This is a genomic window from Lysobacter sp. ESA13C (genome assembly GCF_019970005.1).
Lineage (GTDB): Bacteria > Pseudomonadota > Gammaproteobacteria > Xanthomonadales > Xanthomonadaceae > Lysobacter > Lysobacter antibioticus_B.
Window position 1 is genome coordinate 30,957 of sequence record NZ_JAHXYK010000008.1, and the last position, 24,116, is coordinate 55,072.

The 24,116-nt window shown below is 66.6% G+C and carries 20 protein-coding genes; 8 read left to right on the forward strand and 12 right to left on the reverse strand.

Features of this window, described 5'->3' with window-relative positions; genetic code table 11:
• The first annotated feature begins 13 nt into the window (after nt 1–13).
• The 5 genes from LC490_RS16585 (at nt 14) to LC490_RS16605 (ending at nt 5,266) form a co-directional block, all read left to right on the forward strand.
• Nucleotides 14–541: a F0F1 ATP synthase subunit delta gene (locus LC490_RS16585; protein ID WP_031371120.1), complete on the forward strand. Its 528-nt coding sequence runs from the start codon at nt 14–16 to the stop codon at nt 539–541.
• Between the two features lie 138 nt (nt 542–679).
• Nucleotides 680–2,230, forward strand: coding sequence for a F0F1 ATP synthase subunit alpha (gene atpA / locus LC490_RS16590; protein ID WP_031371121.1), 1,551 nt, complete (start codon nt 680–682; stop codon nt 2,228–2,230).
• A gap of 110 nt (nt 2,231–2,340) precedes the next feature.
• A complete protein-coding gene (atpG, locus tag LC490_RS16595; RefSeq protein ID WP_031371122.1) occupies nt 2,341–3,204 on the forward strand; it encodes a F0F1 ATP synthase subunit gamma in 864 nt (287 codons plus the stop codon).
• Nucleotides 3,205–3,272: 68 nt separating this feature from the next.
• Nucleotides 3,273–4,703, forward strand: coding sequence for a F0F1 ATP synthase subunit beta (gene atpD, locus LC490_RS16600; RefSeq protein WP_031371123.1), 1,431 nt, complete (start codon nt 3,273–3,275; stop codon nt 4,701–4,703).
• Nucleotides 4,704–4,840: 137 nt separating this feature from the next.
• Entirely contained in the window at nt 4,841–5,266 is a 426-nt protein-coding gene (locus LC490_RS16605) for a F0F1 ATP synthase subunit epsilon (RefSeq protein ID WP_031371124.1), read from the forward strand.
• A gap of 461 nt (nt 5,267–5,727) precedes the next feature.
• On the opposite strand, the gene LC490_RS16610 is transcribed toward LC490_RS16605, so the two are convergent.
• Nucleotides 5,728–6,111 carry a GtrA family protein gene (locus LC490_RS16610; RefSeq protein WP_031371125.1) on the reverse strand — a complete coding sequence of 128 codons (384 nt, stop codon included), beginning with the start codon at nt 6,109–6,111 and terminating at the stop codon, nt 5,728–5,730.
• 146 nt (nt 6,112–6,257) lie between these two features.
• Between LC490_RS16610 and LC490_RS16615 the strand changes: the two genes are divergently transcribed.
• Nucleotides 6,258–7,181 carry a glycosyltransferase gene (locus LC490_RS16615; RefSeq protein ID WP_223620908.1) on the forward strand — a complete coding sequence of 308 codons (924 nt, stop codon included), beginning with the start codon at nt 6,258–6,260 and terminating at the stop codon, nt 7,179–7,181.
• On the opposite strand, the gene LC490_RS16620 is transcribed toward LC490_RS16615, so the two are convergent.
• Complete coding sequence (locus tag LC490_RS16620; protein ID WP_223620909.1) at nt 7,147–8,748, reverse strand: glycosyltransferase 87 family protein; 1,602 nt, start codon at nt 8,746–8,748, stop codon at nt 7,147–7,149. The two genes, LC490_RS16615 and LC490_RS16620, sit on opposite strands and share 35 nt — an antisense overlap.
• 87 nt (nt 8,749–8,835) lie before the next feature.
• On the opposite strand from LC490_RS16620, the gene glmU reads away from it, so the two are divergent.
• Complete coding sequence (glmU, locus tag LC490_RS16625; RefSeq protein ID WP_031371128.1) at nt 8,836–10,200, forward strand: bifunctional UDP-N-acetylglucosamine diphosphorylase/glucosamine-1-phosphate N-acetyltransferase GlmU; 1,365 nt, start codon at nt 8,836–8,838, stop codon at nt 10,198–10,200.
• A 224-nt stretch (nt 10,201–10,424) separates the two neighbouring features.
• Here the strand turns inward: glmU and LC490_RS16630 are convergent, their stop codons facing one another.
• From LC490_RS16630 to LC490_RS16675, 10 genes are all read right to left on the reverse strand, one after another.
• Nucleotides 10,425–11,210 carry a hypothetical protein gene (locus LC490_RS16630; RefSeq protein WP_031371129.1) on the reverse strand — a complete coding sequence of 262 codons (786 nt, stop codon included), beginning with the start codon at nt 11,208–11,210 and terminating at the stop codon, nt 10,425–10,427.
• 201 nt (nt 11,211–11,411) lie between these two features.
• On the reverse strand, nt 11,412–11,702 hold the full coding sequence (locus tag LC490_RS16635) for a hypothetical protein (RefSeq protein ID WP_223620910.1): 291 nt from the start codon (nt 11,700–11,702) through the stop codon (nt 11,412–11,414).
• A gap of 86 nt (nt 11,703–11,788) precedes the next feature.
• Complete coding sequence (locus tag LC490_RS16640) at nt 11,789–13,096, reverse strand: ATP-binding protein (protein WP_223620911.1); 1,308 nt, start codon at nt 13,094–13,096, stop codon at nt 11,789–11,791.
• A 9-nt stretch (nt 13,097–13,105) separates the two neighbouring features.
• Nucleotides 13,106–14,461, reverse strand: a complete 1,356-nt coding sequence (locus LC490_RS16645; RefSeq protein ID WP_031371131.1) for a sigma-54 dependent transcriptional regulator — start codon at nt 14,459–14,461, stop codon at nt 13,106–13,108.
• A gap of 271 nt (nt 14,462–14,732) precedes the next feature.
• Entirely contained in the window at nt 14,733–16,610 is a 1,878-nt protein-coding gene (locus tag LC490_RS16650) for a DUF885 family protein (protein ID WP_081930658.1), read from the reverse strand.
• A gap of 149 nt (nt 16,611–16,759) precedes the next feature.
• On the reverse strand, nt 16,760–17,986 hold the full coding sequence (locus LC490_RS16655; protein ID WP_223620912.1) for an FtsX-like permease family protein: 1,227 nt from the start codon (nt 17,984–17,986) through the stop codon (nt 16,760–16,762).
• 23 nt (nt 17,987–18,009) lie between these two features.
• Nucleotides 18,010–19,338: an ABC transporter permease gene (locus tag LC490_RS16660; protein WP_223620913.1), complete on the reverse strand. Its 1,329-nt coding sequence runs from the start codon at nt 19,336–19,338 to the stop codon at nt 18,010–18,012.
• A gap of 10 nt (nt 19,339–19,348) precedes the next feature.
• On the reverse strand, nt 19,349–20,083 hold the full coding sequence (locus tag LC490_RS16665; RefSeq protein ID WP_223620914.1) for an ABC transporter ATP-binding protein: 735 nt from the start codon (nt 20,081–20,083) through the stop codon (nt 19,349–19,351).
• Between the two features lie 25 nt (nt 20,084–20,108).
• The gene (locus LC490_RS16670) at nt 20,109–20,330 is read right to left on the reverse strand and encodes a hypothetical protein (RefSeq protein WP_152566121.1); all 222 of its coding nucleotides are present in this window, start codon (nt 20,328–20,330) and stop codon (nt 20,109–20,111) included.
• Between the two features lie 2 nt (nt 20,331–20,332).
• Nucleotides 20,333–21,616, reverse strand: a complete 1,284-nt coding sequence (locus LC490_RS16675) for an efflux RND transporter periplasmic adaptor subunit (RefSeq protein ID WP_223620915.1) — start codon at nt 21,614–21,616, stop codon at nt 20,333–20,335.
• A gap of 187 nt (nt 21,617–21,803) precedes the next feature.
• Between LC490_RS16675 and glmS the strand changes: the two genes are divergently transcribed.
• Nucleotides 21,804–23,636, forward strand: coding sequence for a glutamine--fructose-6-phosphate transaminase (isomerizing) (glmS, locus tag LC490_RS16680; protein ID WP_223620916.1), 1,833 nt, complete (start codon nt 21,804–21,806; stop codon nt 23,634–23,636).
• Nucleotides 23,637–24,116 lie beyond the last annotated feature (480 nt).

Sequence of the window (24,116 nt, forward strand, 5' to 3'; positions counted from 1 at the left end):
ATAGCCCAACGCGATGAGCCAGAACCTTACCCTCGCACGTCCGTACGCCCGCGCCGCTTTTGCGGCCGCGAACGACGCCGGCCGCTCCGCCGAATGGTCCCAGGCGCTCGCCTTCGCGGCGCGCGTCGCCGGCGATCCGCAGGTGCAGGGGCTGCTCGGTCATCCGCAGCTGACCCTGGCCGACGCGGTCGGCCTGGTCGCGATCGACGGCGCGGACGAAGCCTTCCAGCGCTTTCTCGCGCTGTTGGCCGACAACCGCCGTCTGGCGCTGCTGCCGGAGATCTCCGGTCAGTTCGAGGAGCTGCGCGCCGAAGCCGACCGCGTGGTCAAGGCCAAGGTCACCTCCGCCAGCGATCTGCCCGCGGCCGAACTCGAATCGATCACGGCCGCGCTGGTGAAGCGCTTCGGCCGCAAGGTCGAAGTCGAGACGGCCGTCGACGCGTCGCTGATCGGCGGCGCGGTGATCGATGCCGGCGACGTGGTGATCGATGGCTCGCTCAAGGGCAAGCTCGCGCGCCTGCAGACGGCGCTGGCCGGTTAAGCCGGGAATAGAGAATAGGGAATAGAGAATCGTCGAAGCAGTAGCTCTTCCGATTCCCGATTCCCCATTCCCGACTCCCGAACCAAAAGAAAGCACCCGCGCGTCGCCCCATCGCGATGCAGGACCAAGGAAACGACAATGGCAAGCACCCAGCTCAACCCGTCCGAAATCAGCGAACTGATCAAGACCCGCATCGAGAAGGTCAAGCTGGCCGCCGAAGCGCGCAATGAAGGCACGGTCACCTCGGTGTCCGACGGCATCGTGCGCATCCACGGCCTGGCCGACGTGATGCAGGGCGAAATGATCGAACTGCCGAACAACACCTTCGCCCTGGCGTTGAACCTGGAGCGCGACTCGGTCGGCGCCGTGGTGCTGGGCGATTACGAACACCTGCGCGAAGGCGACATCGCCAAGACCACCGCACGCATCCTGGAAGTGCCGGTCGGCCGCGAACTGCTCGGCCGCGTGGTCAACGCCCTCGGCGAGCCGATCGACGGCAAGGGCCCGATCGCCGCGACCATGACCGCTCCGGTGGAGCGCGTGGCCCCGGGCGTGATCTGGCGCAAGTCGGTCGACCAGCCGGTGCAGACCGGCTACAAGACCGTCGACGCGATGATCCCGATCGGCCGCGGCCAGCGTGAGCTGATCATCGGCGACCGCCAGACCGGCAAGACCGCCCTGGCGATCGACGCGATCATCAACCAGAAGGGCACCGGCATTAAGTGCGTGTACGTCGCTATCGGCCAGAAGGCCAGCTCGGTCGCCAACGTCGTGCGCAAGCTCGAAGAGAACGGCGCGCTCGCCCACACCATCGTGGTCGCCGCGACCGCGTCCGAATCGGCCGCGATGCAGTACATCAGCGCCTACTCGGGCTGCACCATGGGCGAGTACTTCCTCGACCGCGGCGAAGACGCGCTGATCGTGTACGACGATCTGTCCAAGCAGGCCGTCGCCTACCGCCAGATCTCGCTGCTGCTCAAGCGCCCGCCGGGCCGCGAAGCCTACCCGGGCGACGTGTTCTACCTGCACAGCCGCCTGCTCGAGCGCGCCGCGCGCGTGTCGACCGACTACGTCGAGAAGTTCACCAACGGCGAAGTGAAGGGCAAGACCGGTTCGCTGACCGCGCTGCCGATCATCGAAACCCAGGCCGGCGACGTCTCGGCGTTCGTTCCGACCAACGTGATCTCGATCACCGACGGCCAGATCTTCCTGGAAACCGACCTGTTCAACGCCGGCATCCGCCCGGCCGTGAACGCCGGTATCTCGGTGTCGCGCGTCGGCGGCGCGGCCCAGACCAAGATCGTCAAGAAGCTGTCTGGCGGCATCCGTATCGCCCTGGCCCAGTACCGCGAGCTGGCTGCGTTCGCGCAGTTCGCTTCCGACCTCGACGAAGCCACCCGCAAGCAGCTCGAGCGCGGTCAGCGCGTCACCGAGCTGATGAAGCAGAAGCAGTACGCGCCGATGTCGATCGCCCTGCAGTCGCTGTCGATCTACGCGGTCGACAAGGGCCACATGGACGACGTGCCGGTGACCAAGATCGGTGCGTTCGAAGAGGCGCTGCACGCGCACTTCACCAACACCGCCGGCGAGCTGGTCAAGAAGATCAACGACAGCGGCGACTGGAACGACGAAATCGAAGGCGCCTTCAAGAAGGGCATCGAAGAGTTCAAGCGGACCGGGACCTGGTGAGTAAGGCCGGGGTTCGCGATTAGGGATTCGGGATTCGGCGCAGCCGATCCCGATCCCCGTTTCAGCGAATCCCGAACCCCGAACCCCCAATCCCACGAGCGGAGCGAGCAATGGCCGGCGGCAGAGAAATCAAAACCAAGATCAAGAGCGTGCAGAACACCCGCAAGGTGACGCGCGCGCTCGAAATGGTCTCGGCTTCCAAGATCCGCAAGGCGCAGGATCGGATGAAGACCTCGCGCCCGTACGCGCGCGTGATCAAGCAAGTGATCGGTCACCTGGCCCAGGCCAACACCGATTACAAGCATCCGTACATGGTCGAGCGCAAGGATCCCAAGCGCGTCGGCTATGTGATCGTGTCGTCCGACCGCGGCCTGGCCGGCGGCCTCAACAACAACCTGTTCCGCAAGCTGCTCGGCGAAATCCGCAAGTGGCAGGAGCAGGGCGTCGAGGTCGACGTGGTCACCATCGGCCAGAAGGCGTCGGTGTTCTTCCGCCGCATCAAGGTCAACATGCTCGCTTCGGTCACCCATCTGGGCGACAAGCCGCACCTGGAGCAGCTGGTCGGCGTGATCAAGGTCATGCTCGACGCCTACAGCGCCGGCAACATCGATCGCGTGTTCCTGAGCTACAACGACTTCGTCAACACGATGACCCAGCGCGCGGCGTTCGATCAGCTGCTGCCGCTGCCGGCGCCGGAAACGCAGGTCGCCAAGCACGACTGGGACTACATCTACGAACCCGATGCGCAGACCGTGCTCGATCACGTGCTGACGCGCTACATCGAGTCGCTGGTGTACCAGGCGGTGTTGGAGAACGTGGCTTCCGAGCATGCCGCGCGCATGGTCGCGATGAAGTCGGCGAGCGACAACGCTAGCAAGCTGATCGGCACCCTGAACCTGGTCTACAACAAGGCCCGTCAGGCGGCGATCACCCAGGAAATCTCCGAAATCGTCGGCGGCGCCGCGGCGGTCTAAACCATCCGGTGGGCGCGGCCTAGGCCAGCGACCACGAGCAGCATTTGAAAGTTACTGAGGAATCAAAGATGAGCAGCAGCCAGGGCAAGATCGTTCAGATCATCGGTGCGGTCGTCGACGTCGAGTTCGCACGCGAGTCGGTGCCGCGCGTGTACGACGCGCTGAAGGTCGAGAACACCGCCATCACGCTCGAAGTGCAGCAGCAGCTCGGCGACGGCATCGTGCGCGCGATCGCGCTCGGTTCCACCGACGGCCTCAAGCGCAATCTGATCGCCATCAACACCGGCAAGGGCGTTTCGGTGCCGGTCGGCGTGGGCACCCTGGGCCGCATCATGAACGTGCTCGGCGAGCCGATCGACGAAGCCGGTCCGGTCGAAGCCACCGAGCATTGGGAAATCCACCGCGCGGCTCCCGATTACGCCGACCAGTCCTCGGGCAACGAGCTGCTGGAAACCGGCATCAAGGTCATCGACCTGATGTGCCCGTTCGCCAAGGGCGGCAAGGTCGGCCTGTTCGGCGGCGCCGGCGTGGGCAAGACGGTCAACATGCTCGAGCTGATCAACAACATCGCCACCGAGCACTCGGGTCTGTCGGTGTTCGCAGGCGTCGGCGAGCGTACCCGCGAAGGCAACGACTTCTACCACGAGATGGCCGAAGCCGGCGTCATCCAGCTCGAGAGCCTGAAGGACTCGAAGGTCGCGATGGTGTACGGCCAGATGAACGAGCCGCCGGGCAACCGTCTGCGCGTCGCCCTGACCGGCCTGACCATGGCCGAGTACTTCCGCGACGAGAAGGACGAGAACGGCAAGGGCCGCGACGTCCTGTTCTTCGTCGACAACATCTATCGCTATACGCTGGCCGGTACCGAAGTGTCGGCGCTGCTCGGCCGTATGCCGTCGGCGGTGGGTTACCAGCCGACCCTGGCCGAGGAAATGGGCGTCCTGCAGGAGCGCATCACCTCGACCAAGACCGGTTCGATCACCTCGATCCAGGCCGTGTACGTGCCCGCGGACGACCTGACCGACCCGTCGCCGGCCACCACCTTCGCCCACCTCGACGCCACCGTCGTGTTGAGCCGTAACATCGCATCCCTGGGTATCTACCCGGCGGTCGATCCGCTCGACTCGACCTCGCGTCAGCTCGACCCGAACGTGATCGGCGCCGAGCACTACGACACCGCGCGCCGCGTCCAGGCCACCTTGCAGAAGTACAAGGAGCTCAAGGACATCATCGCGATCCTCGGCATGGACGAGCTGTCGGAAGAAGACAAGCAGGCCGTGTCGCGCGCGCGCAAGATCGAGCGTTTCTTCTCGCAGCCCTTCCACGTCGCCGAAGTGTTCACCGGCGCGCCCGGCAAGTACGTGTCGCTGAAGGACACGATCCGCGGCTTCAAGGGCATCGTCGAAGGCGAGTACGACCACCTGCCGGAGCAGGCGTTCTACATGGTCGGCGGCATCGAGGAAGCGGTCGAGAAGGCCAAGAAGATGGGCGTGGGCTGAGACGCCTGACGGCGTCTCGGGATTTGGGAGTCGGGATTCGGGAATCGTAAGAGCGGAACGTCGGCCGTTGCTTCGGCTTTAGACGACTCCCCATTCCCCATTCTCGATTCCCGTCGAACGAGCAAAGCGAGAAAGATATGGCCACTACGTTCCGTTGCGACATCGTCAGCGCCGAGGAAGAGATCTTCCACGGCGAGGCGACGCTGCTCGTCGCCACCGGCGAGATCGGCGAACTCGGTATCGCACCGCGCCACGCGCCGCTGATCACGCGCTTGAAGCCGGGCAAGGTCGTGGTGACCCTGCCGAACGGCGAGCAGCTGGATTTCGCGGTCTCCGGCGGCATCCTGGAAGTGCAGCCGCAGGTCGTGACCGTGCTGGCCGACACCGCGATCCGCGCCCAGGACATCGACGAAGCCGCCGTGCGCGCCGCCAAGGAAGAGGCCGAGCGCATGCTCGCCAACCGCGGCCCGCAGATGGACGTCGCCGAAGCGCAGTCCAAGCTCGCCGAGGCGATGGCGCAGCTGCAGGCGCTGGAGCGTCTGCGCAAGAACATCAAGCACTGAGTCTTGCTTCGCGATTGCGCAGCAGGTCATCGCTGCAACGAAAACGCCGGCCTCGCGCCGGCGTTTTTCGTTTCGGGATCGAGTGGCGGCGATGTGCTTGGGTACTTTCGGACCGTCGTCCTGCGAAGGCGGTCTCTACTTCGGAGCCGAACATCCAGAGACTTCAGAGTCATGTCTGGGTGAAGCCCTGGATCCCCGCTTTCGCAGGGATGACGACGGGATAGAGATGTAGCGCTAGCACCTACCGTCATTCCCGCGAAGGCGGGAATCCAGAGACTTCAGAACTGTACTGCGATGGGGCCCTGGATCCCCGCCTGCGCGGGGATGACGGTAGCAGACAGGCGCGGTTCGCCGCCGTCGCTGCGGCGCCACCGAACTCAGCGATGGCCTCTCAACGTCGGTTCGTCAGCGGCGGTTCTTCAGCTCCGGCCCCTCAGCGTCTGCCTCTCAACGCCTTCCTCTCAACGCCTATACACCCAGTGGCGAGAGACCAGGAAGCCGACGCCGCCGAGAAACACTTCGATGACCGGCTTGGCGAGCCAGGTCCATTGCAGGCCGGCGTGGCTGTCCACCGTGCTGACCGCCCAGGTGCTGACGATGGTGGTTCCGATCCAGAGCATGACGAAGCGCCCGAACTGGCGCCGGCCGACCCGGGTGTCTTCGCTGGCGAAGGTGAAACGGCCGTTGAGCCAGAAGCCGATCAGGGCGCCGCTGATGCGGCCGGCCAGGTTCGCGGCTTCGACCGGCATGCCGAGGTGGCTGAGGCCGACCATGACGCCCCAGTCGATCAGGTACTGCAGCGCGCCGAAGATCAGGTAATTGCGGCCCTGGCGGGTCAGGCTCATGCGCCGGCCTCGGCCGCGAGGGCGGGGACGATCTCGGCGGGGGCGAGCTCGACGGAAGCGGGCGGGGCGGCGGTCATGCGCGCATTCTAGCCAAGCGACCCTGTACCATCGCGCCCATCACCAGCCGGCACGACGGGAGCGGCGGTTTGCGCAGCGCAGTACTCATCCCCTGCTACAACGAAGCCCGCACGGTGGCCAAGGTCGTCGCCGACTTCCGTCGCGTCCTGCCCGACGCCGAGGTCTGGGTGTTCGACAACGCCAGCACCGACGACACCGCGGCGATCGCGCGCGCCGCCGGCGCCCGGGTCCATCGCGTGCCTGCGAAGGGCAAGGGCAACGTGGTGCGGGCGATGTTCCGCGAGGTCGAGGCCGACGTCTATCTGATGGTCGACGGCGACGATACCTACCCGGCCGATCGCGCCGCGATGCTGATCGAGGACATCGTCGAGGGCCGCGCCGACATGGTCGTCGGCACGCGCCTGGAAAGCCACGACAGCGGTTCGTTCCGGCGCTTTCATGGCTTCGGCAATCGCCTGGTGCGCTGGAGCATCGGCCGTCTGTTCGGACAGCCGGTGCGCGACGTGCTGTCGGGCTATCGCGCCTTCTCGCGCCGTTTCGTCAAATCGATGCCGGTGCTGTCGCGCGGTTTCGAGATCGAGACCGAGATGACCGTGTTCGCGATGGCCCACGCCTTCGTACTCAGCGAACGCACCGTGCCCTACGGCGTGCGCCCGGAAGGCAGCGAGTCCAAGCTCAATACCTTCCGCGACGGCTTCCGCGTGATGCGCACGATCGGTTTCCTGTTCAAGGATCTGCGGCCGCTGCTGTTCTTTGGCGTCGCCGCCTTGATCGCGGGGGGGGCGAGTCTGGGCTTCGGCGCCTTCGTCGTCCACGAATACACTCTCAGCGGCGCGGTCACTCATCCCTCGACCGCGGTGCTCGCCGCGGCCCTGGCCCTGACCGCGTTCATCCTGCTCGCGACCGGGCTGATCCTCGACACCGTCAACCGGCGCTCGAACGAGATCCTGCGCCTGATCACCGACCAGGTGGTGCGCTACAGATCGGAGTGAACGGCGTCCGCGCGAGCGGGCACAGTTCGATCTCGGCCAGGCTGTCGGCGACGCGCCGGCAGGCGCCATCCACGCGCAAGCCGTACAGGCTCATGCGTTCGGCCGCGACCGTGTCGACTTCGACCGGGCGCAACAGCCACAGCGGCCCGCCATGGCCGGCGATCCGGCTTTCCACGCGCGCCTGCAGCCGGGTGCACTGTTGCGGGTCCATGAAGTTGTTGCGTATCGCCAGCGCCGGCACGCCGCGCGGCAGGAACGCGACCGCATGCCCGATCGGCGTCTCGGTGCTGGTCACTACCAGGCTGTCGGGGGGCAACGCGGGAAACTCGACCGAGATCATCGGGCTGCGGAACGGGTCGCGTCCCCAACCCGGATGCTTGGTCGGTGCGATGACCAACAGCGCGCCGATCACCAGCGCGGTGCGCGACCAACGTCGCGCGAATGCGACCGAGATCACGCCGACGATGAGCACCGAGAACAACAGTTCGAGCGGATAGAGATAGCGGTAGATGCTGTAGACGCCGAGCCAAAAGCAGTAGCCGACCAGGACGAAGGCCAGCAGCGGCCAGTACGGCGCGGTGGCTTCCCGTTGATCGGAACCATCGGCAGCGACAGACGATGCGCTCGTCGCCTCGGCGCCGCGCTTGCCGCGCAGCCACGGCCAAACCGCGAGTGCGCACAAGCCGAGCAGCAAGCGCGCGTCGGCGAGCGAGGCTTCGGAGAAATCGTTGCTCTTGCGCAGCAGGCGCACCGGCACGTTCAGCGCATCGAGCGCGGTCTTCGGCAGGAAGCGCAGGTCGCGGCGCTCGCTGAACAGCGCATCGGGCGAATGGAACCAATGATTAAAATAGGGGAACAGCGGATTGCCGTGATGCTCCCATAGGTACCAACCCCACGGCCCCCAGCTCAGGGCCGCGCCGACCGCGCCGCCGATCGCCAGCGCGATCAGGCGCGCCGGCAGTTGCTTCAGCGGCCCCGCGCACAGGGCCATGGCGATGAAGCCCAGGCAGTACATCACGGCGGTGAGCTTGAGGCCGGCGGCGATGCCGGCCAGCAGGCCGACCGGCAGCCAGGTCGCCCAGGCGTCGCGGCGCCGGAACGAATCGACCGCCCACCACAAGGCCGCCAGCACGAAGGCGCCGACGATGTGATCGTTGAAGGTCGCCGCGGTGCCGGGATACACCGCCGCACCGGTGATCGCGACCAGGCCCGCCATCCAGGTGCGGAGCCGGCCGCGCTGCGCCGGCATCAGCGCGTCGAGCAGGCGCAGGCCGAACAGCAGGGCGATGAAGCTCGGCAGGGCCAGCCACAGCATGATCAGCCAGCCGCTGGCGCCGCCCCGAACCAACAGGGCGAAGGGCAGGTCGGCGATCGGGTTGTGCCAGGTCTGCATCTGCGCCGCGGCGATGTCGTAGCCCAGGCGTCCGTCGAGCCAGGCCAGCGGCGTATACAAATGATAGTTACGCAGGTCCCAGTTTGCGTCCTGGCGTTGCACCAGCGCCGCGAGCAAGGTGAAGAACAGGGCGGCCAGGGCGGTCGGTCGCCAGGAAACGCGCTCAGCGGGCATGCAGAATCCTCGTCAAGGCAGTTGCTAAGATTCGGCCCGGACGCGGAGTGCGCGTCGAGGAACCCGAAATCCATGGCTCACGATTCGATGAATCAATTGCATATCGTCATCCTCGCCGCGGGCGAGGGCAAGCGGATGAAGTCGGCCACCGCCAAGGTGCTGCAGAAGATCGCCGGCCGGCCGATGCTGGCGCACGTGATCGAGACCGCGCGGGCGCTGCGTCCGGCCGGCATCCACGTGGTCTACGGCCATGGCGGCGAACAGGTGCGTGCGGCCTTCGAAGGCCAGGACGACCTGCATTGGGCCGAGCAGCAGCAGCGCCTCGGCACCGGTCATGCGGTGCAGCAGGCGATGCCCGGCGTGCCGCAGGATGCGCGAGTGCTGGTGCTGTACGGCGACGTCGCCCTGATCACCCCCGAGACCCTGCAGCGTCTGCTCGCCGCACCGGGCCGCATCTCGGTGCTGGTCGCCGATCTGGACGACCCGACCGGCTACGGCCGCATCGTCCGCGATCCCGAAGGCCGTGTCGGCCGCATCGTCGAGCACAAGGATGCCGACGAGGAACAGCGGGAGATCCGCACCGTCAACACCGGCATCCTCGTCGCCGACGGCGAGCCGCTGCGCCGCTGGCTCGACCGTCTCGGCAACGACAACGCGCAGGGCGAGTATTACCTGACCGACGTGTTCGCCGCGGCCGCGTCCGAATACAGCCCGGCCGAGATGGTGCATGTCGCCGACCCGATCGAAGTCGAAGGCGCCAACGACGCCTGGCAGCTCGCGCAACTCGAGCGCGCCTACCAGTGGCGCGCGGCGCGCGCGGTCTGCCTGCAGGGCGCGCGCCTGGCCGATCCCTCGCGTTTCGATCTGCGCGGCGAAGTCCGGGTGGGCCAGGACGTCGAGATCGACGTCGACGTGATCCTGGAGGGCAAGGTCGAACTGGGCGACGGCGTGCGCATCGGACCGTTCTGCCGGCTCAAGGACGTCAAGCTCGGCGCCGGCACCCTGGTGCGCGCGCATTGCGATCTCGACGGCGTGGTGGTGGAGGGCGCGGCCCAGATCGGTCCCTATGCGCGTTTGCGTCCGGGCACCGTGCTCGCCGACGGCGCTCACGTCGGCAACTTCGTCGAAACCAAGAACCTCACCTTGGGTGTCGGCAGCAAGGCCAATCACCTGACCTACCTCGGCGACGCGCTGATCGGCGCGGGCGTCAACGTCGGCGCGGGCACCATCACCTGCAACTACGACGGCGTCAACAAGTCGACCACCACGATCGAGGACGGTGCCTTCATCGGTTCCAATACGTCGCTGGTGGCGCCGGTCACCGTCGGCAAGGACGCGACGATCGCCGCCGGCTCGGTGATCACGCGCCTGGCGCCGCCGGGAGAACTGACCGTGGCGCGCGCGCGCCAGTCGACGGTGGAAGGCTGGAAGCGGCCGGTCAAGAAGAAGTAAGCGGTCGCAAACGCAGCGCGGCGCGCTTTGTGGCGCGCCGCGATGCCGGCAATTGCGCGAAAGCGGGGTGCGGTGACTTCAGAGATCTGTCTGGATTAAGCCCTGGATCCCCGCCTGCGCGGGGATGACGGCAGGTGGATTTTGCGGCGGCTTTCCAAGCCGTCATCCCCGCGAAGGCGGGGATCCAGAGACTTCAGCGCCATGTCACGCCGCTGCGGTATCGATCAGGGAACGTATTCCACCGACTCGGTGGCGCCGATCTGCGCCTTGGCGATTTCGGTGTAGTACTGCGCGGCTGCGGTCCTGTCGAGGAACGCGTTCGGCGCCCAGATCATCACGCCCTGGTAGCCGCCGTTGGCGACGTTCTGGGCGATGGTGTGCGCCTGCGACGCCGAGCTGAACTCCGGCGAGATGCCGAGGAACAGGCTGGACTTGCTCATGCCGTAGCCGACGTACGGCGTCAGATAGCTGACGCTGCCGCCGTAGGTCATTTCATAGCCTTCGGTCAGCTGGTTGGCGGCGTTGTTGGGCGAGCGGAAGTACTGCGAGTCGGACCACAGCGCCTTGCTCAGGGTCTTGCCGGAAAAGTACGGGTTGCTGCGGATCGCCTTGAGCACCGAATAGAACGAGCTCGCGCTGCCCGAACAACTGGAGTATTCGTCGTCGACGTTGATGCCGTCGAGGCCGTACTTCACCACGTCGGTCACCATCGCGTTGCCGAGGCGGGTCGCAGTCTTGGCGGTCATGTTGCACGACCAGCCCGCGTTCTGATGGTTGCCCAGATAAGAGATCTGGACCTTGATCCCGGCGTCCTGCAATTGGCGGACGGCGTCGATATTGTCCTTCAGGATCGCGCTCATCTCCGTGTTGTAGTACAGCACGGGCGTGTTGGGCGTGCTGCCGTTGATGTTGGCGGCGAACAACACGAGATCGGAGAAGAACGGCTGGCCGGTGCTCTTGACCCGGTAGTGACCGACGTCCTTCACGTCCTGCGGCGATGGATTGTTCAAAAATACGACGTTGCGCGCGCAAGCTCCGAAGCTTGCGAGAAATGCGATTAGACCGGCAGAAAGAAGCGTAGATTTGCTAAGCATTGGCGAATCTCCTGTTCGGTTGTTTGGAATATTCTTCGGTTTTTACGGGCGCACGCGTCCTGCGTCGTTCGGGTTTCAGGCGCGTCCTGTCTAGAAACGAACGCGAGGGCCGCTCCCCTACATCGATCTTATGCGTCGGCTCGAACGCGAACCGTGAGCGAAGCGATATCGCGAACTTCCTCCGCCATGCGAGGCGTGCGCGAGGATGCGATTGCCGAGGGCCGGGATGAACGCCCAGCCGGCGTCGATCGCATCGATGCGGCTTCGGTCGATGTTCGCGACAGGATCGTCGATGCCGGGATGACTGCGGTCACGATCTTCGGTTGCGCCGCTTCGATGAAGCAGGTGCGCGGCGAAGCCGAGGGCGGCAGCGATGTGGATTGCGAAGCGGGCAGAGTCGATCCGCAACAGGGTCGGTTGCGTGCCTGGACGGAGTGCGATTGCGGACGCCGGCCGCAAGACTGCCTTCGGCCGATATCGCCGCTACCCGCGGCTCAAGAATCGGGCAACACCATCGACACGCACAAGCCGCCGCCTTCGCGATTGAGCAGGGCGATGCGGCCGCCGTGCGCCTCGGCGATCTCGCGCGCCAGGGCCAGGCCCAGGCCGGTGCCGTTGCGCTTGGTCGAGTAGAACGGCAACAAGGCGTTGGACAGCACGGCGTCGTTCATGCCGCTGCCGCGGTCGAGCACGTCGATGCGCCAGGCATCCTGCACGCGGCGCAGTTGCAGGCGTACTTCCTCGGGCTTGGAGCCGGATTCGTGGGCGTTCTTGAGCAGGTTGATCAGGCTCTGTTCGAGTTGCGCGGCGTCGACCCGCGCGATCGCTTCGCCCTGCACGCCGTCGTAGGCGAAATCGACCTGGCTGCGCAGTTGCTCGACGAAGCGCGACCACTCGATCGGCTGCAGGCGCGGCGAGGGCAGCTTGGCGAAGCGCGCGTAGTCGCGGATGAAGCCTTCGAGATGGCGCGCGCGTTCTTCGATCGTGGTCAACGCGGTCGGCAGACGCTCGTACTGGCCGCGGCGCAATAGCTCGGCGCCGGAGTGGGCGAGCGAGGCGATCGGCGCCAGCGAGTTGTTGAGCTCGTGGCTGATCACCCGGATCACCTTCTTCCAGGTCTGCACTTCCTGGCGCCGCAGCTCGGCGGTGAGCTGACGCAGCAGCACCAGTTCGTGGGCGCGGCCGTTGAGACGGAAGATGCGGCGCGAGAGGTGATAGATCTCTTCGTTCTCGATATCCCCGACCGAGAACATGCCGTCGCCGCCGCGCTCGAAGGCTTCCTGCATCGGCGTGGGCGCGCGCGACAACAGGTCGGCGAAACTCTGGCCCTCCAGGCGCCGGCCTTCGCCGAGCATTTTGCGCGCGGCGAGATTGCCGTGGACGATGCGTCGGGTCGGGTCGACCAGCATCATCGCTACCGGGGTGTTCTGGATCATGGTGTCGAGCAGCAGCTCGCGTTGCACCAGGCTCAGGCGTTGTTCGCGCAAGGCATCGCCGAGGCGATTGTGGCTGGCGACCAGGTCGCCGAGATCGCCCTGGCCGGTCCAGTTGAAGCTGATCGAATAGTCGCCGTCGCGATAGCTGGCGACCGAGCCGGCGAGGGCGCGGAACAACGAGTTCATCGGCGCGAAGGCACGATGGACGTGATAGATCAGCAGCGGCGCCAGCACCGCTACCACGATGGCGAGGGCAAGCCAGCGGTTGGCGAGGTAGTCCGACAGCCACAGGGTCAGCGCCGCGCCGCCTGCGAGGTAGGCCAGGGCAATGACGCTGAAGACCAGACTCAGGGGAAGGCGGCGCATGATCGGACCTCAGTCGCGCTTGATGCCGAGCCGTTCGAGGCGGCGGTACAAGGCCTGCCGCGACAGGCCGAGTTCGCCGGCGGCTTGTGCGAGCACGCCGCCGGCGCGTTCGAGCGCGGCCTCGATGGCGATGCGGTCGGGCTCTTCGCCGCCGTTGGCCGCACTCGGCGGCGGCGCGACCGGCAGGCCGAGGTCGGCCGCGCCGATGCTGTCGCTGCGCGCGAGCAGGGCGGCGCGCTGCAAGGTGTTGCGCAGTTCGCGTACGTTGCCGGGCCAGGCATGCGCGTACAACGCGCTCTCGGCCCCTTCGCTAAGGCGCTTGCCTTGGGCGAGCGCGTTGTCGCGCAGGAAATGCCGCGCCAACGGCAGCACGTCGTCGCGGCGTTCGGCCAGCGGCGGAATATCGATCTGGATGGTGTTGAGGCGGTAGTACAGGTCTTCGCGGAAGCGGCCGTCGCGGATCATCGTCGGCAGGTCGGCGTTGGTGGCGCTGATCACCCGTACCTTGACCTGGCGCTCGCGGTTCGAGCCGAGCCGTTCGAAGCGCCCGGTTTCGAGCACGCGCAACAACTTCATTTGCCCCGCCGGCGGCAGGTTGCCGATTTCGTCGAGGAACAAGGTGCCGCCGTCGGCCGCCTCGAATTTGCCTTCGCGCATCTTGTTGGCGCCGGTGTAGGCGCCGGCATCGGCGCCGAACAGCTCGGCTTCGATCAGTTCGGTCGGCAGCGCGCCGCAGTTCAGGGTCACGAAGGGGCCGGACTTGACCGAGGAATTGGCCTGGATGATCTCGGCGATCTTTTCCTTGCCGGCGCCGTTGGGGCCGGTGATGAGCACGGGCACGTCGGCGCGCGCGACCTGGCCGGCGAGCTCGATCACCCGCGCCAGTTGTTCGGAACCGAACACCACCCCACGCAGGTCGTAGCGCGCTTCGAGATCGCGTTGCAGCTTGCGCCGCTGTTCGTGCAGGCGCGACACCTCGCGGGTGCTGGCGCCGAGTTCGAGCAGGTTCTCGACGCTGGCGAGCAACTTCTGGTCGTCCCATGGCTTGGCCAGGTAATCGGCAGCGCCGGCCTTGGCCAGGTCGACGGCGATGTCCAGGTGCGTCCACGCGGTCAGCAGGATGATCGGCAGGTCCGGATGGCGCGCGCGGATCGCGCGGAACAGCGCCACGCCTTCCTCGCCCGAGGTGGTGTCGGCAGTGAAGTTCATGTCCTGCAGGACCAGGCCGATGTCCTCGCGGGTCAGCAGTTCCAGGCCCTCCTCCGGCGACTGAGCGGTGACCACGCGGATCTCGCGCAGGCCGAACAGCAGGTCGAGCGCGGTGCCGACCGCCGGATTGTCGTCGATGACCAGGACCGTGCGCATCAGGAATCCGTGTGGTTCGGGAGCGGGCGCCGGATCGCGGCGACTCGTTGTCGAGGCAGTATACGGCGCGGGCTCGGCGGTGCAGGTCGGGCCGGCGAGGAACGGCCGGCGGCGTCGATGTTCGGCATGCGCCGATCGCGACAGCCCTTGGAAACGCCAAGTCCGCGAGCCGCGGATCGCCCCGGCTCCTCTCGCATGGCCGCGAGAGGAGCGGGGCCGGCCGTCGTCCGTCTGGGACGGGGTTCGCTTGCAGATGTTTACCGCGCGATGCTTACTTCGCGACCTTGGCCGGCGCCGCATCGGCCGGCACCGAGGCGATCCAGCGATCGATCCGTGTTTCCAGTTCGCGTAACGGCAAGGCGCCGCCGCCGAGGATCTGGTCGTGGAAGGCGCGGACGTCGAAGCGCGCGCCGAGCTTGGATTCGGCGCGGGCGCGCAACTCGCGGATCTTCAACTGCCCCATCTTGTAGGCCAGGGCCTGGCCCGGCCAGGCGATGTAGCGATCGGCTTCGGCCTGGATGATCGGGTCTTCCATATCGGAGTGGTCGCGCATCCATTGCACCATCTGCTCGCGGCTCCAGCGCTGGTGATGCACACCGGTATCGAGCACGAGACGGTTGGCGCGGATCAGTTCCTGCGAGAGGCGGCCGAAGTCGCTGTACGGATCCTGGTAGAGGCCGACTTCCTTGCCGAGATCCTCCGAGTACAGCCCCCAGCCCTCGATGTAGGCGAGCTGGCCGGTCAGGGTGCGGAACTTCGGCAAGGCCGGCAGGCCACGCGCGACCGACAATTGCAGGTGATGACCGGGCACGCCTTCGTGGTAGGCGATGGCCTCGACCGTGGTCAGCAGGCGCTTGTCGGGCTCGCCGGTGTTGACCGTGATCAGACCGGGGCGCTTGCCGTCCGGCGTGCCGGGCATGTACTGCGCCGACGAGGCTTCTTTTTCGCGCCAGGTTTCCACCGCCTGCACCTGCACCGCGGTGGTCGGCAAGGTGCCGAACAGGTCGGGCAAGCGCTTTTCCATGGTCGCGATGTACTGGCGATACAACTCGAGAATCTGTTCGCGCGATTGGGCGTGGCGGGCAGGATCGGCCGCTATCGCCTTGCGCGCGGTCTTCAGATCGGCATAGCCCAGGCGCCGGGCGATCTCGGTTTGGGCGCGTTCGATGCGTTCGACTTCGCTCAGGCCGAGGCGATGGATCTGCTCGGGCGTCATCGACGAGGAGGTGAACTGTTCGATCGCATAGCGGTACAGGCCATCGCCGTTCGGCACCGACCAGATGCCGTATTGCTCGCGGCCTTGCGGCGCGTATTCCTTGGCGACGAACTCGGCGAGGCGGCGATAGGCCGGTCGTATTTGCTGGTCGACGACTTCGAGGATCTGCTTGCGCAGGCGCTCGCGTTCGGCCGCCGGCACGCTGTCGGGAAACTTCTTCAGCGACGCGGCGAATACGCTGTCCTCGCCGGCGACGTCGGCGATGCCGTTGCATTGCGCGGCGACCTTGTCGAGCAGGTAGCGCGGCTGCATCAGGCCGTCCTTGGCGCCCTGGCGGGCGACCTCGGTGACCTGGTCGAGGATGCGCGGAATCCCGCGCAGACGGACGAGGTAGTCGTCGTACTGCTGGGTGTCGTTGAACGGGAACGCCTTGACCATGATGGTCAGGAACAGATGGGTGCCGTTGAACTGGTCCAGCGGCATCTGGTTGGTCTTGAGCTCGTAGCCCTGGATGTCGTTTTCGAGCCAGCGCACCAGCAGACGGTGATTGAGCAGATCGCTGTCGGCGAAGCCGGTGCTGTCGACCGCCTGGAGGCGGGCGAGCAAGCGGCGGGTCGCTTCGTTGTGGCGCTTGGCGCCGGCGAGGGAGAAATCGCTCCAGGCGGCGTTGTAGCGATAGTCGCCGAAGAAACTGGCCTGCTCCGGCAACTCGCGCATCAGGCCTTCCCAGTGCTCGTCGACCAGGGCGTTGAACTGGCGCGTGCGGGCGGCGACGTCGTTGGCCGCGGCCGGCGCGACGGTCGCGGCCCGGGCGGTCGCGGTGTTGCCGGCGGCATGAGCGGCGGGCAGGCAGATCGCGCCGACGAGCGCGGCCGACAGCGCGGCGATACGGAACGCGGAGCGCGAGCGGCGATAGGGGTACGCAAGAGTCATGGTGGGCTCCGTGGTGGCGAATGACGTTGGGGCGGGAAGCGAAGTCCCGGTCCCGTCCGGTGCCCGGACGGGGTTGATATCTACAGATACGGCCAAGGGCGGATCGGTGGCACGGCCGAGCGATTTTATTTTCCTGGCGGTGCGAGCGATCAGGCCGATCGCGTCGCCAGCGCCGGCGGCACCATCGCCGCGCGCCGGGCCGGGCCGTACACCGCGAGTTGCCCGAGCAGCCACAGGCACAGCGCGCCTAGCGGCAGATAAAACCCGGGCAGGCGCGGCAGTTCGTAATAGCGCATCAGGGCCAGGTTGATCGCGAACGCCAGCGCCATGCCCAGGCCGATGCCGATGCTCGTCAGCAGGAAGTTCTCGGTCTGGAAATAGCGCAGGATCTGGCCGCGAGTGGCGCCGAGCGCGCGGCGCACGCCGATCTGCTTGGTCCGTTGCTGCACCCAGAAGCTGGCCAGGCCGACGATGCCTAGCGCGGTCACGATCAGCAGGGCGATGCAGACCGCAGCGAGCAGCCAGACCATCGAGCGGTCGGTCTGATGGAACTTGTCGCTCATGTTTTCCAGGGTGTCGTTGTCGACGTCGAGGATGCGCACCGGGCCGTTCTTGCCCAGCGCTTCGGCGGCGCTCTTGAGCACTTCCTGGCGCCGCGACGGATCGGTACGGATCAGGTAGATGCCGCTGTTGTAGTCCACCTGGATCGGGAAGATCACCGAGTAGTCGGCGCTGGCCGGGCCGAAATGCTCGGTCGGGCGCAGCAGGTGTTCGACCACGCCAACCACGTGGGTCGGCGAGTCGCCCCAACCGTAGAACACCTTGCCGATCGGGTCCTGGCCGGGGAACAGCGCGTCGGCCAGCGAGCGGGTGACGATCGCCGAAGCGATCGGATAGTCCGAACCCGGCTCGCGGATCTTGCGGTAACTGAGCACTTCGTCGGCGTTGAAATCGCGGCCGGCGACCAGTTTGAGCCCCATGGTCTTGAGAAACTGCTCGTCGCCGAGATAGGTCGTGGCGTTGGCCGTCGGCACCGGTTGCCCGCGCTTGAGCTCCAGCCCGGTGTTCCACGACGAACTGCCGTAGCGTACCTGGTTGGTCACGGTCGCTGCCTTGACCCCTGGCAGCGAGCGCAGCACGGCCAGGTCCGACTGGGTCAACGAATCGGCGCCGTTTTTCTCGTTGATGCCGCTGATCGAGAACCGGATCAGTTCGTTCTCGACCATGCCACTGGGGCGCTGCATGCGGGCGATGCGGTTTTCGATCAGGAACACCGCATTGCAGATGATCGCGCAGGTCAAGGCGACTTCGAACACGATCAGCGCGGCGGCGGTCTTGTGCCGGCGCAGGGTGGACAGGATGGGGCGGATATCCATGGCGAGCCTCGACGGAAGATGGATCACTGACTCTTGAGCTGGATGGCCGGCGTCACCTGGCAGGCGCGCCAGGCCGGCAACAACCCGGCGAGCACGCTGGCGACGACGGCCAAAAGGAAGGTGACGAGCAACATGGTCGGGTCGAGGCGGGCGAGGGCGGCATAGCTGACCGGCTGCTGGCGCACCGCCCACAGGCCCAGTTGCGCCAAGAGCAGGCCGAGCAGGCCGCCGGCCAGGCCGACGGTGCCGGCTTCGACCAGGCATTGGGCGAAGATCGCCGTGCGGGTCGCGCCAAGCGCGCGGCGTACGCCGATCTCGCTGGAGCGGCGCAAGAACTTGGCCAGCAGCAGGCCGACCGTGTTGAGCAGGCAGACCAGCAGGAAGCCGAAGGCGAGCCAGGTCTGCAGGCGCACGTCGGCGGGCACGACGCGTTTGAAATCCAGCCACTGCATCAGGTCGTCGAGCTTCGGCGCGGTCGGGCGCTCGAAGCGCCCGGCGCTGCGTTGCTGGGCGACGTAATTCTGCAGGTACTGGCGATAGGCGGCGGCTTTTTCCGGCGTGGCCAATTCGACCCAGTACTGCACCCAGGCGCACTTGGCGTTGATGCTGCGGTTGCCTTCCTCGTCGACGTTGTTGTCGCCCCAGCAATCGATGTTGCCTTGCGAGCTCATGCGCAGGTCGCGGCTGGTGGAGAACGGCAGGAACAACGCCTCGGGTTCGCCGAAGCCTCCCGGGCCGGACAGCTCGTAGAAGGTCGGCTGCGGATGCCAGTCGCCGATCACGCCGACGATGCGGAATTCGCTCTTGTCGATCCACAGCGATTTGCCGACGCTGTTGCCGCCGCCGAACAGTTTCTCGTTGAGGGTATTGCTGATCACGGCGACGCGGGCGCGGCGCGCATCGTCTTCGCCCGGCCACGGGCCGCCGTACTGGAACGGCACGCCGAACATGGCGAAGAAGTCGGCCGAGGTGTAGCGCGAGATCTGGCGGAACGGCGGCAGGCCGTCGCGGCGCGGCTCGATGGCGACGTCGCCTCCGCTCATCAGCGCCTGGCGGTCGCCGCGCTTCTCGCGCAGCAGCGCCTCGGCATCGAAGCGGCTCATGTCCTCGTGCGGCTCGTCGCCGGGCGTGTAGCCGGCCATCGGGCGCGGATCCATGCGCGGATGGAACAGGTGCTCGCTCCTGCCCGGCAGCGGATCGCCGGACAGCACGTAGAACACGGTCAGGGTGGTCATCGCCGCGCCGATGCCGAGCGCGATGGCGACCACCATCAGCGCGGTCAGCACCTTGTTGCGCTTGAAGCTGCGCAGGGCGAGCTGGACGTAGTAGCCGAACTGGCTGTTTCCGGTCATGGCGACGGTCTCAGGCGAGGGTGGCGTCGGTATCGACGGAGGCCGTCGGCATCGGGGCGCGGATCAGGCTCGGCTCGGCCTTGAGGTCGGTGGCCATGCCGTCGACGATGTGGACGTTGCGCTGCGCGCGTGCGGCGAGTTCGGGGTCGTGGGTCACCATGATGATGGTCGTGCCCTGGGCGTTGATCTCTTCCAGCAACTCCATCACCCCGCGCGCCATCTGCGAGTCGAGGTTGCCGGTGGGTTCGTCGGCGAGCAGCAGGCGCGGCGTGCCGGCGAGCGCGCGGGCGATCGCCGCGCGCTGTTGCTGGCCGCCGGACAGTTCGGCCGGGTAGTGCTTCATGCGCGAGCCCAGGCCGACCTGGGTCAGGGCCTGCTCGATGCGCTGGCGGCGCTCGGCGGCCGGCATCCGCCGATAGCGCAGCGGCACGTCGCAGTTGTCGAACAGGTTGAGGTCGGGAATCAGGTTGAAGCTCTGGAAGATGAAGCCGATCTTCTGGTTGCGCAGGCGCGAACGCGCATCGTCGGACAGGCCGCGCACGTCCTCGCCGTCGAGCCGGTACTCGCCGCCGCTGAAGGTCTCCAGCAGGCCGGCGATGTTGAGGAAGGTGGTCTTGCCCGAGCCCGAGGGGCCGGTCACCGCGACGAATTCGCCGTCCCGTACGTGCAGGTCCAGCGAGCGCAGGGCGTGGGTTTCGACGAGTTCGGTGCGGTAGACCTTGGTGACCTGGCGCATGTCGAGCATGACGTGTTTCCTTTGGCGGTGGGCTTTAGCGGATCGCGAACATCGGCAGCGCGCACGCGGCCAGGTAACGATGGATGCGGATCGGGCGGCGCGGTGCGGCTTGGTTGGCGCTGCGCGCGTCGCCGGCATCGCGGGCCTGATCGAAATCGATCAGCTGATGCAGGCGCAGCGGCACGGCGTCGGTCAGCTCTTGCGAGCTCCACTGCGGGGCGAACGGGAAGTCGGTGGCGTGGTGTTGGGTTTGCATGATCATTCTCCACTGATGCGGACGGTTTCGGCGTTTTCGAACTGGTCGCTGCCGGAGACGACGACACGCTCGCCCGGTTGCAGACCTTCGAGGATTTCCACGGCGTTGAGGCTGCTTACGCCGGTACGGATGCTGCGGCGGGTGGCGACGCCGTTGGCGACGACATAGGCGCTGTTGCCGCCGGCCTGCTCCAGGAACGGGCCGCGCTCGACCATCAGCGCGTCGCGGCGGGTGTCCAGGACGATGCGCGCGCTCAGGCGCTGGCTCTGGCGCAGGCCCGGCGGCTGCTTGCCGGTGAAACGCAGGCGGCTGACGACTTCGCCGTTGACGACTTCGGGCGAAACCGCGGAGATCTGCGCCGCGAACGGTTGGCCGTTGCCGCTGGTGACCTGCGCCGGAATGCCGATCGCCAGGTCGCGGGCGAAACTTTCCGGCACCTTGATCTCGACTTCGAACACGCTCAGGTCGACCACGCTCAACACCGGATCGTTGATCGCGACGTTGGCGCGCTGGGCGACCTGGACCTGGCCGACCTGACCGTCGAACGGCGCGCGCAGGGTCAGCGCTTCGACCTGGCGTTGCGCCTCGACCGCGATCGCGCGTTGGCGATCGGCGAGCAAGCGCTTGTTGCGGGTGTCCAGCGCGGCGCTGCGGCCCTGCCGGCCGAGGTCGCCCTGGGCGTGGCTCAGGCCGATGTCGGACTTTTTCAGGTCGTCCTGGGCCTTGGCGACGTCGACCTTGGCCACCGCGCCGCCTTCGAAGGCGCGCTGATAGCGTTCAAGATCGCGCAGGGCGGCGACGCGGGCAATCTGCGCCTGGTCGAGTTCCTTGCGTGCGGTCGAACGCGCCAGTTCGGCGTCGAGCTCGGCGCGGCTGGCCTCGGCTTCCAGGCTGGCCAGGGTGGCCTGTTCCTGGGCGAGCTTGCTGCGCAGTTCCGGACTGTCGATCTCGGCCAGCACCTGGCCTTTGCGGACCACGTCGCCGGCGACCACCTTCAGGTCGACCGAACCGCCGGCGATCGCATACAGGATCGGGCTGTTGGCGGCGATCACCCGGCCGTCGGCGGCGATGTCGCGGACCAGTTCGCCGCGCTTGACCTCGGCGATGCGCAAACGCTCGGCGTCGACCGAACGGCCACCCGCGCTCCAGCCCGACAGCAGCCACGCGCCCGCGCCCAGAGCGAGCACGCCGGCGCCGGCGCCGAGCAGCCAGCGGCGACGGTGCCGACCCTGCACGGTGGCGGTGGCGACTCGGTGGTCCTGCGCAGAAGTGTCGCGGATGCTCATTTCGGTGGGACTCGGGCTTGGCGGTTTATCCATAACCCAAGCACAACGCGTGCCAACTGCAAGCTATTGTTTTTTAAGGGCGGGCGCCGCCGTCCGGGTGTCCGTCCGGACGGACAGTGCGTCCGCCGGACGTGTCCGCGACGGGGCGCGGATAGAATGCGGACATCCCCCAAGGAGTTGCCCCAGCATGTGCGGAATCGTAGGTGCGATCGCAGATCGTGACGTGGTACCGGTTTTGATCGATGGCTTGAAGCGACTGGAATACCGTGGCTATGACTCGGCCGGCATCGCCGTGTTCGACGGCGCCGACCTGCGCCGCGTGCGCCGGACCGGCCGCGTCGGCGAAATGGAAGCGGCCGCCCAGGCCGAAGGCTTCAACGCCTCGGTGGGCATCGGTCACACCCGTTGGGCGACCCACGGCGGCGTCACCGAAGCCAATGCGCATCCGCACATCAGCTTCGGCGAACTGGCCGTGGTCCATAACGGCATCATCGAAAACCACGACGAGCAGCGCGAGCGTTTGCGCGCGGCCGGTTACAGCTTCGAGTCGCAGACCGACACCGAAGTCATCGCCCATCTGATCCACTTCCACCAGTCGCAGGGGGGCGACTTGTTGGCGGCGGTGCAGAATGCGGTGCGCGAGTTGGTAGGCGCCTATGCCATCGCCGTGGTCAGCAAGCGCGAACCCGATCGCATGATCGCGGCGCGCATGGGCTGCCCGCTGCTGATCGGCCTGGGCGAAGGCGAGAACTTCGTCGCCAGCGACGTCTCGGCGATCCTGCAGGCCACGCGCCGGGTGATCTTCCTGGAAGAAGGCGACACCGCCGACATCACCCGCGCCCAAGTGCGCGTGTTCGACGGCACCGGCGCGGCGATCGAGCGCGAGGTGCACGTTTCCGATGTGTCGCTGGCCTCGCTGGAACTCGGCCCCTACCGCCACTTCATGCAGAAGGAAATCCACGAACAGCCGCGCGCCATCGCCGACACCATCGAGGCGGTGATGGACGACGGCAAGTTCTCGCCGGAGTTGTTCGGCGCCCAGGCCGAGTCGGTGTTCGCCGGCGTCGAGGGCGTGCAGATTCTCGCCTGCGGCACCAGCTATTACGCAGGCATGACCGCGCGCTACTGGATCGAAGCCATCGCCGGCCTGCCGTGCCAGGTCGAGATCGCCAGCGAATACCGCTACCGCGCCGCGGTCGCCAATCCCAAGCAACTCATCGTGACGATTTCGCAGTCCGGCGAAACCCTCGACACGATGGAAGCGTTGAAGTACGCCAAGTCGCTCGGCCACGACAAGACCCTGTCGATCTGCAACGTGCCGGAAAGCGCGATCCCGCGGGCGAGCCAACTGGTGTACTACACCCGCGCCGGCGCCGAGATCGGCGTGGCCTCGACCAAGGCCTTCACCACCCAGCTGGTGGCGCTGTTCATCCTCACCGCGACCCTCGCCAAGCAGCACGGCAAGCTCTCGGCCGAGCAGGAAGCCGAGTTTATCGATGCGCTGCGCCACCTGCCGGGCAGCATCCAACACGCGCTCAACCTGGAACCGCAGATCACCGCCTGGGCCGACCGCTTCGCGCCGAAGCAGCACGCGCTGTTCCTCGGTCGCGGCGTGCATTACCCGATCGCCCTGGAAGGCGCGCTCAAGCTCAAGGAAATCTCCTACATCCACGCCGAGGCCTATCCGGCCGGCGAGCTCAAGCACGGCCCGCTGGCGCTGGTCGATGCCGACATGCCGGTGGTGGTGATCGCGCCGAAGGACAGCCTGTTGGAGAAGGTGAAGTCCAACATCCAGGAAGTGCGCGCGCGCGGCGGCGAGATGTTCGTGTTCGCCGACCTCGACAGCCACTTCGGCGAATCCGAGGCGGTGCACGTGATCCGCACCCCGCGCCACGTCGGCGTGCTGTCGCCGGTGGTGCACGCGATTCCGGTGCAGTTGCTCGCTTACCACGCCGCTCTCGCGCGCGGCACCGACGTCGACAAGCCGCGCAACCTGGCCAAGGCGGTCACGGTCGAGTAAGCGCGTCGTCGTCGCGCAGCGCCTAGTGTTTGATAATAGTTGGCCCAACACGTTAATAGTTGGGCCGATTGGCACGGAGGGACCAACTAATAGTTGGTCCCAACTCCTAAGCCCAACCCAAGGTTGGATTTCCTGGATCGTGCGGAAGCTTGGGCGGACACAATGATGTTGTGCTGATCACAAGGCGGAAGTGTAGGAAAAGCCGGGGTTGTCCCCCAGGCGTCCCGAACGCGGGCCTGGGGGCACCCAGCCAGTCCGCGGGTGCGGCGGGCACTGCGGGTGCCGAAGGCGACCTACGTGGATTCGCAGTACTCTTGCGTTCTGATAACGAACAGGAGCTGCTCGCTTCAATCACATCGGGAGCCTCGATACCGATGATCTCTCTGGCAGCGTTGAAGAGCTTGCCAATCCCGACTCTGGACGCCGGCGTCGATGCTAGAGCCGTCTACGCCTTGGACCGCCAGGCTGAAATACAAGAAC

Bases quoted from the DNA above. Each gene is read 5' to 3' on its own strand.
- atpA (WP_031371121.1), top strand. From the start codon at position 680: ATGGCAAGCACCCAGCTCAACCCGTCCGAAATCAGCGAACTGATCAAG.
- LC490_RS16605 (WP_031371124.1), top strand. From the start codon at position 4,841: ATGGCCACTACGTTCCGTTGCGACATCGTCAGCGCCGAGGAAGAGATC.
- LC490_RS16675 (WP_223620915.1), bottom strand. From the start codon at position 21,616: ATGAGCATCCGCGACACTTCTGCGCAGGACCACCGAGTCGCCACCGCC.
- LC490_RS16585 (WP_031371120.1), top strand. From the start codon at position 14: ATGAGCCAGAACCTTACCCTCGCACGTCCGTACGCCCGCGCCGCTTTT.
- LC490_RS16610 (WP_031371125.1), bottom strand. From the start codon at position 6,111: ATGAGCCTGACCCGCCAGGGCCGCAATTACCTGATCTTCGGCGCGCTG.
- LC490_RS16645 (WP_031371131.1), bottom strand. From the start codon at position 14,461: ATGCGCACGGTCCTGGTCATCGACGACAATCCGGCGGTCGGCACCGCG.
- glmS (WP_223620916.1), top strand. From the start codon at position 21,804: ATGTGCGGAATCGTAGGTGCGATCGCAGATCGTGACGTGGTACCGGTT.
- LC490_RS16655 (WP_223620912.1), bottom strand. From the start codon at position 17,986: ATGGATATCCGCCCCATCCTGTCCACCCTGCGCCGGCACAAGACCGCC.
- LC490_RS16670 (WP_152566121.1), bottom strand. From the start codon at position 20,330: ATGCAAACCCAACACCACGCCACCGACTTCCCGTTCGCCCCGCAGTGG.
- LC490_RS16620 (WP_223620909.1), bottom strand. From the start codon at position 8,748: ATGCCCGCTGAGCGCGTTTCCTGGCGACCGACCGCCCTGGCCGCCCTG.
- LC490_RS16665 (WP_223620914.1), bottom strand. From the start codon at position 20,083: ATGCTCGACATGCGCCAGGTCACCAAGGTCTACCGCACCGAACTCGTC.
- atpD (WP_031371123.1), top strand. From the start codon at position 3,273: ATGAGCAGCAGCCAGGGCAAGATCGTTCAGATCATCGGTGCGGTCGTC.
- LC490_RS16660 (WP_223620913.1), bottom strand. From the start codon at position 19,338: ATGACCGGAAACAGCCAGTTCGGCTACTACGTCCAGCTCGCCCTGCGC.
- LC490_RS16640 (WP_223620911.1), bottom strand. From the start codon at position 13,096: ATGCGCCGCCTTCCCCTGAGTCTGGTCTTCAGCGTCATTGCCCTGGCC.
- glmU (WP_031371128.1), top strand. From the start codon at position 8,836: ATGAATCAATTGCATATCGTCATCCTCGCCGCGGGCGAGGGCAAGCGG.
- atpG (WP_031371122.1), top strand. From the start codon at position 2,341: ATGGCCGGCGGCAGAGAAATCAAAACCAAGATCAAGAGCGTGCAGAAC.
- LC490_RS16650 (WP_081930658.1), bottom strand. From the start codon at position 16,610: ATGACTCTTGCGTACCCCTATCGCCGCTCGCGCTCCGCGTTCCGTATC.